15 protein-coding genes and 2 tRNA genes are annotated in these 15,931 nt (G+C 72.1%); 11 read left to right on the plus strand and 6 right to left on the minus strand.

Features of this window, described 5'->3' with window-relative positions; translation table 11 throughout:
- Positions 1-13: 13 nt before the first annotated feature.
- The 3 genes from FM051_RS05200 to FM051_RS05210 form a co-directional block, all read right to left on the minus strand.
- On the minus strand, positions 14-1,045 hold the full coding sequence (locus tag FM051_RS05200) for a pectate lyase family protein (protein ID WP_158841221.1): 1,032 nt from the start codon (positions 1,043-1,045) through the stop codon (positions 14-16).
- 234 nt (positions 1,046-1,279) lie between these two features.
- A tRNA-Cys gene (locus FM051_RS05205) sits at positions 1,280-1,353 on the minus strand.
- Positions 1,354-1,445: 92 nt separating this feature from the next.
- Positions 1,446-1,519, minus strand: a tRNA-Arg gene (locus FM051_RS05210).
- Positions 1,520-1,835: 316 nt separating this feature from the next.
- Between FM051_RS05210 and FM051_RS05215 the strand changes: the two genes are divergently transcribed.
- The 3 genes from FM051_RS05215 to FM051_RS05225 all read left to right on the plus strand — a co-directional run bounded on the left by FM051_RS05215 (position 1,836) and on the right by FM051_RS05225 (position 6,849).
- Positions 1,836-5,114, plus strand: a complete 3,279-nt coding sequence (locus tag FM051_RS05215) for a hypothetical protein (protein ID WP_158841223.1) — start codon at positions 1,836-1,838, stop codon at positions 5,112-5,114.
- 90 nt (positions 5,115-5,204) lie between these two features.
- On the plus strand, positions 5,205-5,819 hold the full coding sequence (locus FM051_RS05220) for a cysteine hydrolase family protein (protein WP_158841225.1): 615 nt from the start codon (positions 5,205-5,207) through the stop codon (positions 5,817-5,819).
- A 160-nt stretch (positions 5,820-5,979) separates the two neighbouring features.
- Positions 5,980-6,849 carry an isocitrate lyase/PEP mutase family protein gene (locus FM051_RS05225; protein WP_158841227.1) on the plus strand — a complete coding sequence of 290 codons (870 nt, stop codon included), beginning with the start codon at positions 5,980-5,982 and terminating at the stop codon, positions 6,847-6,849.
- Positions 6,850-6,891: 42 nt separating this feature from the next.
- Here the strand turns inward: FM051_RS05225 and FM051_RS05230 are convergent, their stop codons facing one another.
- Both FM051_RS05230 and FM051_RS05235 read right to left on the minus strand, forming a co-directional pair.
- Positions 6,892-7,128, minus strand: coding sequence for a DUF6343 family protein (locus FM051_RS05230; protein ID WP_158841229.1), 237 nt, complete (start codon positions 7,126-7,128; stop codon positions 6,892-6,894).
- A complete protein-coding gene (locus tag FM051_RS05235) occupies positions 7,125-7,466 on the minus strand; it encodes a hypothetical protein (protein ID WP_158841231.1) in 342 nt (113 codons plus the stop codon). Before FM051_RS05235 ends, FM051_RS05230 begins: the two co-directional genes overlap by 4 nt.
- An 80-nt stretch (positions 7,467-7,546) precedes the next feature.
- Here FM051_RS05235 and FM051_RS05240 point away from each other — a divergent pair, with 80 nt between their 5' ends.
- From FM051_RS05240 to FM051_RS05265, 6 genes are all read left to right on the plus strand, one after another.
- Positions 7,547-9,004: an MFS transporter gene (locus tag FM051_RS05240; protein WP_158841233.1), complete on the plus strand. Its 1,458-nt coding sequence runs from the start codon at positions 7,547-7,549 to the stop codon at positions 9,002-9,004.
- Positions 9,005-9,043: 39 nt separating this feature from the next.
- Positions 9,044-10,129, plus strand: a complete 1,086-nt coding sequence (locus FM051_RS05245; protein WP_158841235.1) for a M20 family metallopeptidase — start codon at positions 9,044-9,046, stop codon at positions 10,127-10,129.
- 29 nt (positions 10,130-10,158) lie between these two features.
- On the plus strand, positions 10,159-10,548 hold the full coding sequence (locus tag FM051_RS05250) for a metalloregulator ArsR/SmtB family transcription factor (protein WP_158841237.1): 390 nt from the start codon (positions 10,159-10,161) through the stop codon (positions 10,546-10,548).
- On the plus strand, positions 10,545-11,045 hold the full coding sequence (locus FM051_RS05255) for an SRPBCC family protein (RefSeq protein ID WP_158841239.1): 501 nt from the start codon (positions 10,545-10,547) through the stop codon (positions 11,043-11,045). The genes FM051_RS05250 and FM051_RS05255 overlap by 4 nt, the downstream gene beginning before the upstream one ends.
- Positions 11,046-11,049: 4 nt before the next feature.
- Positions 11,050-11,550: a class I SAM-dependent methyltransferase gene (locus tag FM051_RS53020; RefSeq protein WP_274383478.1), complete on the plus strand. Its 501-nt coding sequence runs from the start codon at positions 11,050-11,052 to the stop codon at positions 11,548-11,550.
- 254 nt (positions 11,551-11,804) lie between these two features.
- A complete protein-coding gene (locus tag FM051_RS05265; RefSeq protein ID WP_158841243.1) occupies positions 11,805-12,215 on the plus strand; it encodes an STAS domain-containing protein in 411 nt (136 codons plus the stop codon).
- A gap of 51 nt (positions 12,216-12,266) precedes the next feature.
- Here the strand turns inward: FM051_RS05265 and FM051_RS05270 are convergent, their stop codons facing one another.
- Entirely contained in the window at positions 12,267-12,974 is a 708-nt protein-coding gene (locus FM051_RS05270; protein ID WP_158841245.1) for a hypothetical protein, read from the minus strand.
- Between the two features lie 199 nt (positions 12,975-13,173).
- Between FM051_RS05270 and FM051_RS05275 the strand changes: the two genes are divergently transcribed.
- Together FM051_RS05275 and FM051_RS05280 are read left to right on the plus strand one after the other, a co-directional pair.
- Complete coding sequence (locus FM051_RS05275; protein ID WP_202918690.1) at positions 13,174-13,566, plus strand: GNAT family N-acetyltransferase; 393 nt, start codon at positions 13,174-13,176, stop codon at positions 13,564-13,566.
- Between the two features lie 63 nt (positions 13,567-13,629).
- Positions 13,630-15,927, plus strand: coding sequence for a catalase (locus FM051_RS05280; RefSeq protein WP_274383480.1), 2,298 nt, complete (start codon positions 13,630-13,632; stop codon positions 15,925-15,927).
- Positions 15,928-15,931 lie beyond the last annotated feature (4 nt).

The following is a 15,931-nucleotide window of genomic DNA, read 5'->3' on the forward strand; positions in this document are numbered from 1 at the left end:
GTGGGTTTCTCCTCTAGATGCGACCGGTGCCCGCACCGGCGGGCACGATCGCGGGGACGTCGGCGGCCCGGTCGAGGGAGTACGGGTAGTACGTGCGCGGCTCGACCACCGAGCCGCGGACTTCGATCTCGTGGTTGCAGTCGACGAGGATGTTGTCGCGGGCGACCATCCGGCCCAGGGCGCCGCTGAAGTCGACCCGGCCGGGGTTGTTCACGCTGAAGAAGTAGTTGCCCTCCAGCACCACGCCCGAGTTCATCGTCGAGGCGACGCCGTAGCTGTTGTCGCGGTAGTAGTTGTTGTAGACGTGCACCGTCTCCGCGAACCGGACCCGCGGGTTGCGCTGGTCGGAGGCGTCGAAGTAGTTGTGGTGGTAGGTGACCCGCAACCGGCCGATGTCCTGCGCGCCGTTGTCGTCGTCGTGGCCGAGCAGCAGCGTCTTGTCGTGGTCGTGGAACCTGTTCCAGGAGACGGTGACGAAATCGGAGCCGCGTTTGATGTCGACTGCGCCGTCGTCGCCGTTGGAGAAGTCGTTGTGGTCGATCCAGATGTGGTGGCTGAACATCTGCACGTTGATCAGGTCGTCCGTGGCGCCGGACAGCGCCAGGTTCCGGATGATCACGTTGTGCACGGCGTCGGCCGGGGGAGTGGTGACCTTGTCGTTCACCGGCACGCCGATGTTGAGGCCGCCGCCGACCAGTCGGGCGTCGGTGCCCAGGCCGACGATGGTCTTGTCCGAGGCCACGTTGTGCATGCCGTCGGTGGTGCCGGTCGGCAGCGTGATCGTGCCCCGGACCTGCAGGACCAGCGGTTCCGGGCGGGCTATGTAGTCCAGGAACTGGGCGGTGGTGGCGGCGGTGACCACGGCGCCGCCGGCACCACCGGTGGTGCCGTTCTGACCGAGTGCGTCGACCGAGGCGAACCCGTCCGCGGTGGTCGCGGCCAGCGCCGGTGCGGCGCCGGGTGAGACGACCAGGGTCGTGGCGAGCGTGGCGGCGACCGCGACGACCTCCAGCAGGGCGCGCCTGTTCCCGACAGGTGTGGACATGGGTATTTCCTCTCCCGTATGAGGGGTGAGTGCAGGGGTTATCGGGAAAGCGCCTTCTGTTCGCACCGTAGCGCATGTTTCCGGTGTGTCAACGGGCCGTGGCGGAGCGGCTTCGATGTTCACATATGTGGCCGCGAGATATTCCTCGAACCGGTTCACATATGTGTCGCCGAAGATCGCTCGAAGGCCCATTCCGGGTGACCGGGAATTCGCCGCGCGGCATTCTCGCCGACTTGGAGACCCACCCGGGAGTCGAACCCGGAATCGACGGCTTTGCAGGCCGCCTCACGACCGTCGTGACGTGGGTCGGGCGCCCCCGAGGGGGCGTTGCTGGTCTGGAACCCCGACCGCGGCCCGGCCGGCTCGTCCCGCCGAGCCGCGGTGGTGCTGGTTCCAGCGGTGCCCTCACCAGGACTCGAACCTGGGACCTCGCCGTTCGTAGCGGCGCGCTCTGTCCTGCTGAGCTATGGGGGCGTGGTGCTGCGGGCAATTCCCGTCGGGCGGTCGTGAAATTGCCCGCACGGTGTGTCAATCGCCTTTTCTGCCGTGCACGAAAAGAGAAAGCCGCCCTGGTCGGTTCCCCGACGGGCGGCTCCCTGGACCGGACCTTTCAACAGGTCACGGCGGGGAGCCCTGGCTGCGCGAACAGCATCGACGCGTGTTCGTCATGTCCGCTCCTCGGCTCGGTGTGTTCCCATGATGCCCACTGCCCGCGGTCACCGTCAAACTATTTCCGGCGCCTTTTCCGAATCCGGTGGCACGTGTCCCACCGGTTGGACAGAATCCCGGCGTGACCACCGCGAGACGTCTGCTCAAGGCCATGGACCGGCTGCCCTACGGCGACCGACAGCGCCTCCTCGCCCGCACCGCGCGCGAACTGGCCGCCTCCGCCGACCTGGACGTCCTGCTGCGCGACCTCGACGGCCGGGGCGAGTTCGAACGGCGGGTGGCGTTGCAGATCGCGTACGTGGCGGGCCACCGCGCGTACGTCGAGCAGTGCCTGTCCGTGGACCAGACCCCGGTGGTCCGCCGGGCGATCACCGCGGCGATCCGGCTGGACCTGCCCGCCGAGGTGTTCCTGGCCCGCTTGCCGCACCTGCCGGCCGCCCTGCGCCAGACCCTCTACAACGCCGTGCGCCGTCGGCAGCGCAGCGCGTTGGCCGAGCGGTTGCTCCCGTTGGTGCGCGACCTGTTCGGCGACCACGAGGCCGCCGGGCTGCTCCCGGTGTGTTCGCCGGCGGTGGTCGCCGAGGCGTTGCCCGACCTGGAGCACGCCGTGACCAACTGGACCGCGCTGGGCCGCCGCCACCCGACGGTGGTGCTCGACTTCATCGACGCCGAACTGTCCGCCACAGCGCCGGTGTGGTGGCCGATCGTGTGGCGGCGCGTCGGCAAGGCCGTGGTCGGCGCCGCACCGACCGAGCCGGACCGGGTGCTCGACCTGCTGGCCCGCGTCCTGCCGCACGTCCCGCTGCCGCGCCAACTCGGCCGCGTGATCGGCAGCCTGGCCCGGCACGATCCCGAACGGGTGGCGCACGTGCTGGCCGACCCGCACCGCACCGGCCCGCTGCCAGACCGGCGGTCCCTGTGGCGCGCCCTCGCCGTGACCGGTGACGAGCACCTGATCGCGCTCGCCCGCCAACTCGACGGCCCGCGCCTGGCGCGGTTCCTGCACGCGATCGCCCCCTCACGGCGGACGGCGGTGTTCACCGGCGCGGTCGGCGACCGCCCGGACGCCCCCTTGGCCGCCGTGGACGAACTGCCCTCCGCCGCACGGGCCGCCGTCGCACGCCGGCTGCTGGCCCTGCGCCAGGTCGCGGACGACCCGGCCCGCCGGCTGGCCGTCACCGCCCGCCTGGACTGGGCCGACGCGCGCGACACCCTGCTCGCCGCGACCCGCCGCGCCACCGCGGACGAGCGCGCCGAGGCCTACCCGCTGTACCTGTCGGCCGCCGCCGCGACCCGCGACCCCGAAGTGGTCGGCGGTGTGGTCGCGGGCCTGACCAGGCTCGCCAACGAGCAGGACCCGGTGCGCGCCACCGCGATCACCGCGCTCGGCGCGATACCGGCCTGGCTGTTCCGACCGGACGAGGCCGACGCGCTCACCAAGCTGATGGTCGACGCGACCCTGGCCCGCGACTGCTCGTGGCAGACCCAGAACGCGGTGCGCGCGCTGGCGGGTGCGTTGATCCGCGAGGGCGCGGTGTCCCGTCGGCCGCGGTTGGTCGACGCCGGGTTGGCCGGGTTGGCGCGGCTGGGCCTGCACGTGCGGTGGATCGACCTGTCCGGCCTGGACCGGTCGCTGCCGCGCGGCGCGGAGCACCTGGTGTTCGAGGCGTTGCGGCCGAGGATCACCGCCGACGCCGAGCGCGGCCGGTACGAGGTGCTGCTCGGGCTCGCCTCCGGCCTCGGTCGGCGGGCGTGGGACATGGCGCCGGTGCAGGACCTGCTGGACCGGGCGCGGTCGGCCAAGAACGACGGTGTGGTGCGGCAGGCGGTGCAGCTGTGGCTGGAACCGCGCGGCCAGCGTGACGAGCGGGTGGCGCGCGTGTTGGGCGACGACCCGTCCACCATCACGTTCCCGGCGGTGCAGGGGGCTGTCTCGCGGCGCCGGACCGACCTGCTGGACCAGGTGATCGGCCGGCCCCTGCACGGCCGGTTCCTCAAGCGCGGCGAGTGGTTCCTGCCGCCGTTCCGGCAGTGCTTCGACCGGTGGCTGCCACGCCAGGTCACCGCGTTCGCCGCCGCGTTGACGGCGCTCGCCTCGTCCCGCGCGGCGACTGCCGTCAGACGTACCCACGCCGTGCGCGCCCTCGGATGGGTGCCCGGAACGGCCGACGTGCTGCGCGGGTTCCTCACCGACGGCGAGGTGCAGGTGGTGGAGGCGGCGCTGGCCGCGCTGGCGTGGACCGACGAGCCCGCCGACGTGCTGCCGGACCTCCTCGCGCACGTCGACACCGACCGCGCGCGGATCGCCGTCTACGCGCTGGGCCGGTGCGCCCGCTTCACCGCGCCCGAACGGCTCGGCGCCCTGCTCGCGCCCGTGCTGGACGGGCCGAAGGTCACCGCGCGCAAGGAGGCCGTGCGGCTGATCGCGCAACACCGCACGCCGGGCGCGACCGCGGTGTTGGCGCGGGCGTGGGAGAACGCCCACCGGGACGTGCGGCGCGCGCTGGTGTCCGCGACCCGCTGGTTCCCGGACGACGAGGCCGCGTGGGAGCTGCTGGCGCGGGCCGTAGCCGACGAACAGGCGGTGGCGGCCGCCGTGCTCGACCAGGGGCCGGACGTGGTGCCCCGCCGGCACCGCGCCCGTTACGCCGAACTGGTGCGGGTGGTCGCGGACTCGGCGGACCCCGACACCGCCAGGCTCGGGCTGACCGCGCTGCCCGGCTGGATCCGCTGGGCGGACGGCACCGCGGACCTGCTCGTCGGCCGGGTGGTCGACCTCGCCGACACCGCGACCTGGCAGCACGCGCTGACGGCGTTGGAACGGCTGTCCGCCACGACGTCGGACATCACGCCGCTGCGTGCCGCGGTCACCGCGCTGCTCGCCGTGGACGGCGAGTTCGACGCGGCGGAGGACCGCGACCTGCCCGCACGGCAGCGGATCGCGGCGATCGTGCGCCGGCTGTCCGGGACCCGGAGTTCGACCGAGTCCCGTGCGGCGGCGCGGGCGTTGATCCCGGACCTCGTCACGGCCGGCTACCGGTCGTGGTCGGTGAGCCTGGCGGTCGTCGCCGTCCCGTGGGAGGAGGAGGGCGCGGAGCTGGACGCGCTGCGCGAGGTGGCACGCCTGGCGGTGCGGCCGACGTTGGCGCGGCAGGCCGCCGACGAGCTGACGGGCGCGCTCACGGAGGTGCTGCAGCGGCTGTCCCGGCCACGCCTGCTCGACGTCGCCTCCGCGTTGGCCGCCGAGGGCGCGGGGGAACTGGCGTTGGCGATCACCATCCCGGCCGGTCGTGACGCCGGGTGGCCGGCGGCGTGGCGCGACCTGCTGCGCGGGCTGCGGCGGCACGACGATCCGGACGTGCGTGAGGCGGCACTGGGGGTGTTCACCACCGGGGAGTGACCCGGACGCCGCATTGCGGGCGCGGTCGCGGGGCCGTTGAATCGGTCCCGCGACCGCCGCCGCAACCGCCGCCGACAGTGGGAGTCACCGATGACCGAGCTGACGTTGGACCCGAAGACGACCGCCCTGGTGCTGATCGAGTACCAGAACGACTTCACCAGCGAGGGCGGCGTGCTGCACGGCGCCGTCAGCGGGGTGATGGACAGCACCGGCATGCTGCCGAAAACCGTCGCACTGGTCGATGCGGCACGGGCGGCCGGGGTGACGGTCATGCACGCGCCCATCTCGTTCGTCGAGGGCTACAACGAGATCTCCGCGCACCCGTACGGCATCCTCAAGGGCGTCGTGGACGGCAAGGCGTTCGTCAAGGGCAGCTGGGGTGCGGCGATCGTCGACGACCTCGCCCCGCGCGACGGGGACATCGTCATCGAGGGCAAGCGCGGGCTGGACACGTTCGCCAGCACGAACCTCGACTTCATCCTCCGCAGCAAGGGCATCACCACCATCGTGCTCGGCGGGTTCCTGACCAACTGCTGCGTGGAGTCGACCATGCGCACCGGCTACGAGAACGGGTACAAGGTCATCACGCTGACCGACTGCGCCGCCGCCGCCTCGCAGGAGGAGCACGACAACGCGTTGCGCTTCGACTTCCCCATGTTCTCGGTGCCGGTCACGGCAGACGACGTGATCGCGGCCCTGTCCTGACCCGGCGGTCAACGGCCTTCGGCGACGGCGGCGAGCTCGTCCATCCCGCGCCTGACCGCGCGCAGGTCGATGGGGTGACGGCTCTGGTGGCGGCGCGGGGAGTGGATCTCATCCTTCCGATACCTCGACCCGGTTCGGTGACGCCGCCTACGTTCGTCGCATGGCTTACGGCAAGGCACTGCGCGAGGCCGTCGCGGCACCGGGGACGACACCGCTGATCGGTGTCTTCGACATGCTGTCGGCGTCGATCGCGGCCCGGCACTACGACGGGCTGTTCGTCTCCGGCTTCGGTTTCTCCGCCTCCCACTACGGGCTGCCGGACATCGGGTTCATCGCCTGGCCGGACGTGGTCGGGTTCGTGCAGCGGCTGCGGCTCGCGTTCCCCCGGCAGCACCTGCTGGTGGACATCGACGACGGGTACGTGGACCCCGAGGTGGCGTGCCAGGTCGTGCGCGGCCTGGAGCAGGTCGGCGGGTCCGGCGTGGTCCTGGAGGACCAGCAGCGGCCACGGCGCTGCGGGCACCTCGCGGGCAAGCGGGTGCTGCCGCTGGACCAGTACCTGGAGAAGCTGGACCTCGTGCTGCGGACCAGGGACGAGCTGGTGGTCGTGGCGCGGACCGACGCCACCGACGAGGACGAGATGGTGCGCCGGGCCGCCGCGTTCGCCGCGACGGACGCCGACGCCGTGCTGGTCGACGGTGTGCCCTCGGTGGAGGTGATCCGCCGGGTCCGGCGGGTGGTGCGCGGCAAGCCGCTGGTCTTCAACCAGATCGCGGGCGGCCGGTCGCCGAAGCTGTCGCTCGGCGCGCTGGCCGAGCTGGGTGTCGACGTGGCGATCTACAGCACGCCGTGCCTGTTCGCCGCCCACGCGGCCATGGACCACGCCCTGGTGGAGCTGAAGGACCGTGACGGCGTGCTGCCCGACGACTCGATCGGCGTCGCCGAGTCCCAGGACCTGCTGGAGCGCAACATCAGCCGCCACCACGACGTGCCCGCACCGCGCGCGTCCCGACCGGCCTTCACCCGCTGAACCCGCCGAGCCGCCGACCGGACCTGGCTCCCGCCGGCCGGCTCAGCCCGGGTCGCCGCGCCGTTTGCGGTGCACCACCCAGCCGAAGTCGACGATCAGACCCACCACGATCACGGCCAACAGCACCGCCAGCCACGTCAGCCCCGCCCGCACGCACAGCACCGCGGCCACGCCGTTGAAGACGACGCCGAACCCGGCCAGCCACAACCGCAGGGTCAACGCGCTGCGCGGCGGCGCGGGAGGCGGCAGGTCGTCGTCCGGGCGGCGGGACGCGGTCACCCCCGCCACTCCTCCTGCCAGCCGTGGTGCGTGTCGTAGGCGGCGGCGACCAGTTCCAGCACCGACCGGTCCGACGTGCCCTCGACCTCGGCCCGCAGCCACCGCGCCTTCTCCTCGAACGGCACCGGCACGCGCTCGTCCTGAGCCTCCGCCGGACCAGGCACGAGCACCAGCTCACGGCCGTCGTCGGACCGCAGGATGGCCAGCCGTCCCCGGCGTTCGGCCTCGTCCAGCAACGGCAGCTGCTCCCGCGCCAGCCGCTCCTCGTCCTCGGCCAGCCGGTCCAGGACGAACCGGCGCAGGTCCTCGTCCGGTACTCGGTTCGGCTCCACGTCCATGGCCGAGGGGTATCCAAAACCACACCGGCCACACGTGCCGCTGTCGTGCCGCGGCACGCGCGGCGGGGTAGGAAGGGGTGATGGTCGACGTGTACGAGCCGGATCCACGCCGGTGGAAGGCGCTCACGGTCACGCTGGTCGCCGGGTTCATGAGCCTGCTCGACGTCAGCATCGTGTCCGTCGCCCTGCCGTCCATCCAGCACGGACTCGGCACCACACCCGCCGGTGTGCAGTGGGTCGTGTCGGGTTACGCGCTGGCGTTCGGCCTCGCCCTCGTACCCGCCGGACGGCTCGGTGACGCGATCGGGCGACGGACCATGTTCCTGTCCGCTTTGGGTGGGTTCGTGCTGTTCAGCGCCCTGGCCGGGCTGGCGCCGACGACCGGGGTGCTGATCATCGCGCGGCTCGCCCAGGGCATCTCGGCGGGCGCGCTGGCACCGCAGAACTCGGCGTTGATCCAACAGCTCTTCCGCGGTGCGGAACGTGGCCGGGCGTTCGGGTTCTTCGGTTCCACGGTCGGCATCTCCACCGCCGTCGGACCGGTGGTCGGCGGCGTGATCCTGGCCGTGGCCGGCGAGGACGAGGGCTGGCGGTGGATTTTTTACGTCAACGTGCCCATCGGCCTGGTCGCGCTGGTGCTGGCGGCCCGTTTGCTGCCCCGCGGCCGCGGTGGCCCCCGTGGACACCTCGACCTCGTCGGCGCGGCACTGCTCGGCACGGGTGTGCTGGCGGTGATGCTGCCGCTGGTGCTGGCCGAGGCGGGCGGGTTGGCGGAGCTGTGGTGGCTGTTCGGGCTCGGCACCGCGCTGCTGGTGCTGTTCGTGCGGTGGGAACGGCAGTTCGCCGCGCGCGGCGGGAGCCCGATGCTGAACATCGCCCTGTTCACCGGCACGCCCGGCTACGGCACCGGCGCGTTGCTCGGGATGCTGTACTTCATCGGCTTCAGCGGCATCTGGCTGGTGTTCGCGCTGTACTTCCAGACCGGGCTCGGCTACACGCCGCTGGAGTCGGGACTGGCCGTGACGCCGTTCGCGGTCGGGTCGGCGGCGTCCGCGGTGGTCGGCGGACGGCTGGTCGAGGCGTGGGGCCGCAAGCTGACCGTCACCGGGTTGAGCATGGTCGTCGCCGGTCTCGCGGTGACCGCCGTCGTGCTGCGGCTGGCCCCGCCGCACGTGGCGGGGTGGGCGGTCGCGCCGGCGTTGCTGGTGGCGGGCATCGGCGGCGGGTGGGTGATCTCGCCGAACACCACGCTGACGTTGCGGCACGTGCCGGTGTCGATGGCGGGTGCGGCGGGTGGCGCGTTGCAGACCGGGCAGCGCGTCGGCGCGGCGATCGGCACGGCCGCGTTGACCGGCGTGTTCTACACGGTGCTGACGGCGTCCGAGCGGAACTTCCCGGTGGCGGTGTCGGTCGCCGTCGGCAGCGCGACCGTGGCCGTGGCCACCGCCCTGGTGGTGGGCATCGCCGAACTGCGTGCCCGACCCCGTTGTCCGTCCCCTGTGGACGGTGCCGGACACGCGATACCCGACATGCCCTGACCCGACCCGGAACCGGCGCGGACCGGGCACGATGGCGGGATGGACCTGCTGCCCCCGACCGAGCGGCTGCTCGGCATCCGTTCGACCGCCGACCGGCCCGACGAGTTACGCCGGGCGTTGGACTTCGTGCTCGACGTCGTCGGACCCGGCTTCACCGTGGAGCGGTTCGAGGCGGGCGGGAAACCCAGCGCGCTGGTCTACCTCGGAGGGGCTCGTCCGCACTTCCGGGTGATCTTCAACGCCCACCTGGACGTCGTGCCGGGCACGGACGAGCAGTTCCGGCCACGCCGTGACGGCGACCGGCTCATCGCCCGCGGCGCACAGGACATGAAGCTGTCCGCGCTCGTGCTGGCCTCGGTGTTCCGCGACACGGCCGCCCGGTTGCCCTACCCGATCGGGCTCCAACTCGTCACCGACGAGGAGGTCGGCGGGCGCGACGGCACCCTGCACCAGTTGGAGCAGGGCGTGACCGGGTCGTTCGTGGTGATCGGCGAGCACAGCGCGCTGCGCGTCGTGGCCGAATCGAAAGGGCTGGTCAACGTGCGGCTGCACGCGGTCGGCCGGGCCGCGCACAGCGCGTACCAGTGGCTGGGCGACAACGCGTTGCTCAAGGTGATGCGGGCGGTGGACGCGGTGCTCGCCGAGTACCCGGTGGCCGCCGAGGAGGAGTGGCGGACCACGGTGAACGTCGCCCGCCTCTCGTCCGGGAACCAGGCGCTCAACCAGGTGCCCGCGGACGCGACCGCGTGGCTGGACGTCCGGTTCCCGCCCGAGGACACCGACTTCACCGGCCGCACGCGGGAGGAGATCGCCGCCCACTTCACCGCCCTGTGCCCGCCCGGTGTCACGGCCGCGGTCGACCACGTCGAGCCGCCGCACCGGGCCGATCCGGACGGCGCCGACCTGCTGGCGTTGCAGCGCGCCGCCCGTGCCCAGGGCTACTCGGGCGACCTGCTGCGCAAGCACGGCGCGGCCGACTCGCGGTTCTACTTCCAGCGCGGCATCGACGCGGTGATCTTCGGCGTCGGCGGGGACGGCCAGCACGGGCCGGACGAGTACGCCGACCTCAACACGGTCGAACCGTACCGGCGGGCGTTGACCGGGTTCCTGGAGAGCCTTGCCTGACGTGTAACCCAGTGGTTACGCTTCCGGGTGTGGACGAGGTGGCGGGCGCGATCGCCGACCCCGTGCGGCGGGAGATCCTGGAGATGCTGCGCGACGACGCGCGGCTGTCGGCCGGGCAGATCGCCGAGCGGTTCGCGATCAGCCGGCCCGCCGTGAGCAGGCACCTGCGGGTGCTGCGGGAGAGCGGGCTGGTGCGCGACGAGGTCGTGGGCAGGCAGCGCTTCTACGTGCTCGACGCCTCCCGGCTGGCGCCCCTGGCGCGGTGGCTAGCCGACTTCGACCAGGCCTCGGACCGCGACCGGGTCGCGGACTCCGGTCGGCCCTCCGGCTGGGAACACCGCCTCGACGCCCTGGAGACCGAGGTCTACCGCACCCGGCGGGAACGCCGCGCCGACGAACCGAAGGAGAACACCGCATGACCCCCATCCCGACCGGTCGGCTGTTCCGCACCGACACCGGCAGCGACCTGGTGCTCACCCGGACGTTCCGCGCGCTCGCCGACGACGTGTGGGCGAGCCTGACCGAACCCGAGCGCACCGCCCGGTGGTTCGGCCCGTGGGAGGGCGAGGGCGGACCGGGGCGCACGGTGAAGGTGCGGATGGTGTTCGAGGAGCAGGAGCCGTGGGTGGAGGTCCGCATCGACGCGTGCGACCCGCCCCGGCGACTGGCGCTGTCCATGGTGGACGAGGCGGGCACGTGGCGGATGGAATTACTGCTGTCCGAAGTGGACGGTCTGACCGAGCTGCGCCTGGTGCACCACCTCGCGACCGAGGAGGGCATCGGCGAAGTCGGCCCCGGCTGGGAGTACTACCTCGACATGCTGACCGCCTCCCGCACCGGCGCCCCGCTGCCCGACTTCGACGACTACTACCCGTCCCTGAAACCCCACTTCGAATCCCTGCCTCTCACCCCATGACCACGTGTGTCCTACGTCCAGGATCCAGGATCGTCGCGTTCCGCGCCTGGCCCGCCCGCCCATAGCGGCGCCGGCCGTTCGCCTGACGTCGCGGTGCGAGCAGCCCCGCGCGTCCTGCCAGTGCCGCAGCACGTGCGCGGCCAGCCCGAACCGGTCGGCCGGGTCGCCGCCCTCGCGCCGGCGGACGCCGTGGTGCTGGACGTCGGCACCGGCCCCGGACGGCTGCTGCACGAGGTCGCGGCCCCGCCGCGCGGACCTGGTCCTGGGCGGCGTCGACCTGGTCGTCTCGACGTCGAGCATGCACGAGTGGCCGGACCGACGTCGCGCCGTCGCCGAGCTGGGGCGCGTGCTGCGGCCCGGCGGCGTCCTGGTGGTGCAGGACTTCCGCTTCGCACGGGTCGAACGTGAGCTGTTCTCGGGATTCCTCGACGTCCGGCGCGTGCCCGTGCGGCCGGCGTGGTGGCCGGTGGCGTTGTTCTCCCGGCCGGCCGCCTCGGCACCCTGACGGGAGCGCCGACAGGCGCAGGACCGGGCACGGGGACCGGTGGTATGACGATGGTCCCGCCGGCTGCTTTTTAACCGGCGAGACCACCGGGGCAGATGTGATTCCCACCCCACCCCATAGAAGTGCCAGCCGTGCCGGTCGGCAACCGGCACGGCCATGAACTGCGGATTCCCGCTCGGACAGGTACCGTCGTACACGCAGCGGGTTGAGCCAGCAGCCACTGCCTTCTTCGACCTCCGAGGAGGCTGCGGCACGTGAAAGCAGAGCGCTTCGAGACCCCGCTCCACCCGTTCCGGGTAGAGCGGCAGGTGCACGGCTACGCCGTCGTGGTGCGCGTCGCCGGCGAAGTCGACGCGTCGAACGTCCGCGAGCTGAAACAGGAGATCGCGATCGGGCTGGCGCTCGCCACCCCACCGGCGCCGGTCGTGGTGGACCTCAGCCAGGTCGAGTTCTTCGCCGCCGCCGGTCTGAACGAACTGCACCGGGGCCACCTCGCGGCCAAGGCGGCGGGCGTGTCGTTGCGCGTGGTGGCCCGGCACCGGCACGTGTTGCGACCGTTCGAGGTCAGCGGACTGGACCACGAACTCCAGCCGTGCCCGACCCTGGAGGAAGCGCTCGCCGTGCGCACATCGAGGGGTATCCGGCATTTCGCCCTGCCGTCGTAACCCTGCCGTCGTAACCCCGCCTTCGTGATCGGTGACCTGTAGTGATGTGCGCTAACCCAGCGTGCTGACATAGGCCAGCGCGCCCAGCGTGGGAGCGGCGACCAGCGTCAGCAGCACCGACCGGCGGCTCGGTCTCGGCCCCTCCGCCGCCAGCCGCACCCCGCCCGGCACGAACGCCACGCACAGGCCCACGGCCGCGATCACCGACGTGATCTCGGTGCCCTTCAGCACACCCAACGGCAGCAGGCACATCGCGGCCAGGGCGACCGCGCGGATCGGGCCGAACACGCCGCTGCGGTAGGCCGCGAACGCCAGCACGAGCCAGCCGAACAGGATGGTGAACGACAGGAAGCTGAACAGGTGCACGTCCTGGTACGACTGCCCGACCAGGTCGGTCGCCGACTCCGCACCGCCCCTCCGCACCAGACCGTGCGCGGCCTGGTCGATCCCGGCGTGGAACGTGCGTTCGAACAGACCCACCAGCACCAGCGCCGCGCCCCACGTGGCCAGGACCGGCCGGGTCCGCCCGATCCGGTGCGCCAACGCGACCACCGCCGGCGCGAGCAGCACGTTCCCGGCGACGAACGCGGTGTGCGCGGCCGTCATCAGCGCCGGGTGCTCGGCGACGGCCGCCAACTGCTGAGGGAAGAAGTAGTGGAACGGCCACCGCAACAGCGTCGCGACGAGCAGCAGGGCCGGGCCGAGGGCCATCGCGGTCGCGCCGATCCAGCGGCCGGGGAACGTGTAGTCGCTTGTCATGGCGAGAACTCTCCACCCGCGGCCGCCGTCGCGGATCGGTCCCCGGTCCGAAATGGACGATCAGACCACGGTCCGATGCGACCGCGGCAACGGCCGGTCGGCGGGTGATCGGGCCGAGCCGTCGACCGATCACCCGCCCTCGGTGAACTGGGTGAAATGTGGCGGCGTCCGCGCTGCCCGCCTCCGTAGGCTGCCGACCGTGATCAGCTACGAGTGGCGCGGGCGGTTCGAGAACGGGGAGGTCGACGCGCTGCACGCGGAAGGCTTCGACCACCGGCCGTTGGACGACGACTGGTGGGGCCAGGTAACCCGGCACAGCCTCGGCTGGGTGACCGCACGCCGCGACGGCGACCTGGTCGGGTTCGTCAACGTGGCCTGGGACGGCGGGATCCACGCGTTCATCCTCGACACCCTCGTCACCAAAGCGGTGCGGCGGCAGGGCGTCGGGCGCGAACTCGTCGCCACCGCCGTGGACGGCGCGCGGGCCGCCGGGTGCGAGTGGCTGCACGTCGACTTCGACGACCACCTCAAGCCGTTCTACTTCGACAGCTGCGGATTCCAACCCACCAACGCCGGCCTCATCGCGCTCTGAGGGATCGCGCTCCGAAAACCGGCCGGAAGCACCGTGTAGGTCGCTCCGACACGGGTAGTCGGCGTGAGGACTGCCGACGAGGAGGAGCACGTGGACCCGATCAAGCCCGCGAAAGTCGTCAAGGACGCCCTGGAGAAGGCTGTCGAGAAGGTCGCCGACCTGGTCACGCCGCCCGTTCCCGGCACGCCGGGCAGCGCACCGCCGACGGTGGACCCGCCGAACGAGCCGCAGGGCCCGTTGCCGTGCAAGCCCGACCAGGCGTCCCCGGCGACGCGGACCGCCACCGGCGCGGAAACCGGTGCGGCCGCCGACACCCGTGCGCAGCAGGCCGAATACCTCACCACGGCGCAAGGCGCGCGCCTGTACGACACCGACCACTCGCTCAAGGCGGGCGAACGCGGCCCGACGCTGCTCCAGGACCACCACCTGCGCGAGAAGATCACGCACTTCGACCACGAACGCATCCCGGAACGGGTGGTGCACGCACGGGGCGCGGCGGCACACGGCGTGTTCGTCGGCTACGGCACGGCCGCGAACGTGTGCAAGGCCGGTTTCCTCGCGGAAGGCGTGACCACCCCGGTGTTCACCCGGTTCTCCACCGTCGTGGGCTCACGCGGGTCCGCCGACACCGTGCGCGACACCCGCGGCTTCGCCACGAAGTTCTACACCGCCGAGGGCACGTTCGACCTGGTGGGCAACAACATCCCGGTGTTCTTCATCCAGGACGGCATCAAGTTCCCGGACATCATCCACGCCGCCAAACCGCACCCGGACCGGGAGATCCCGCAGGCGCAGAGCGCGCACGACACGTTCTGGGACTTCGTGTCCCTGCACACCGAGGCCACCCACCACGTCATGTGGCACCTGTCCGACCGGGGCGTGCCGCGCTCCTACCGGATGATGGAGGGGTTCGGCGTCCACACGTTCCGCCTGGTCGACGCCGAGGGCGCGACGACGCCGGCCAAGTTCCACTGGAAGCCGAAGCTGGGCGTGCACTCCCTGCTGTGGGAGGAGGCCCAGCTCATCAACGGCATCGACCCGGACTTCCACCGCCGCGACCTGGCCGACGCGATCGAGTCCGGCGCGTTCCCGCAGTGGGAGCTGGGCATCCAGGTCTTCCCGGACACCCCGGAGCAGACCTTCGAGGGCATCGACCTGCTCGACCCGACCAAGATCGTGCCCGAGGAGCTGGCCCCGGTGCAGCCGATCGGGATGCTCACGCTCAACCGCAATCCCACCAACTACTTCGCCGAGACCGAGCAGGTGGCGTTCCACGTCGGGCACCTGCCGCCGGGCATCGACGTCACCGACGACCCGCTGCTGCACGCGCGCCTGTTCTCGTACCTCGACACCCAGATCACCCGGCTGGGCGGCCCGAACTTCTCCCAGATCCCGATCAACCGGCCGCACGCGCCGGTCAACGACATGCTGCGCGACGGGTTCCACCAGCACGCCGTGCAGAGCGGTGTGGCGCCGTACAAGCCGAACACGCTGGACGGCGGCTGCCCGTTCATGGCCGGCGCCGACGTCGGCGCGTACGTGGAGGTGCCGCAACAGGTGGCCGAGTCGGTCAAGCGGCGCGAATCGCCCGCGTCGTTCGCCGACCACTACAGCCAGCCCCGCATGTTCTACCGCAGCCTGAGCCCGGTGGAGCGGGAACACCTGGTGCGGGCGTTCACGTTCGAGCTGGGCAAGTGCTACGAGCAGGCGATCAAGGAACGCGAACTGAGGGTGCTGGCCAACGTCGACGCCGGGCTGTGCGCGCAGGTCGCCGCCGGGCTCGGCCTGCCCGCGCCGGAAGCCGGCGAACCGGCCGAGGAGGTCGCGCCGAGCCCGGCGCTGTCGCAGATCGGGCAGGTGTGGCCGGCGGACGGCCGGATCGTCGGCATCGTCGTGGACGCCGACGACCCGGACACCCTGGACGGGCTGCACGAGCTGCGCAAGACGATCAACGCGGCCGGAATCACGCCGTTGCTCATCGCCGCACGGGGTGGGCAGTTGGAGGACGGGCTGACGGCGCAGCGGACGTTCCTCACCGCCCGCTCGGTCGAGTTCGACGCCCTGCTGCTGGCCGCCGCACCACCACCCGGCCCGGACGCGCTGCCGAGCCGTGACGCCAAGGCCGGAGCCCCCGGCACCGCCGTCGACCCGCGCGTGGTGCTGATGGTCGAGGAGTGCTACCGGCACGCCAAGGTGATCGGCGCCTGGGGACGGGGCCCGACCGCGCTGCTGGAGGCCGGGTGCGCGGCCGACGACCTCGGCGTCGTCGTCGGCGACACCCCGGCGGACGTGTTCGAGCAGGTCCTGGAACTCCTCGGCACCCACCGCGTGTGGGACAGGTTCCCCGCGACCGTCGCCTGACCCG

The sequence above is a fragment of the Saccharothrix deserti genome, from assembly GCF_009769385.1.
Classification (GTDB): domain Bacteria; phylum Actinomycetota; class Actinomycetes; order Mycobacteriales; family Pseudonocardiaceae; genus Actinosynnema; species Actinosynnema deserti.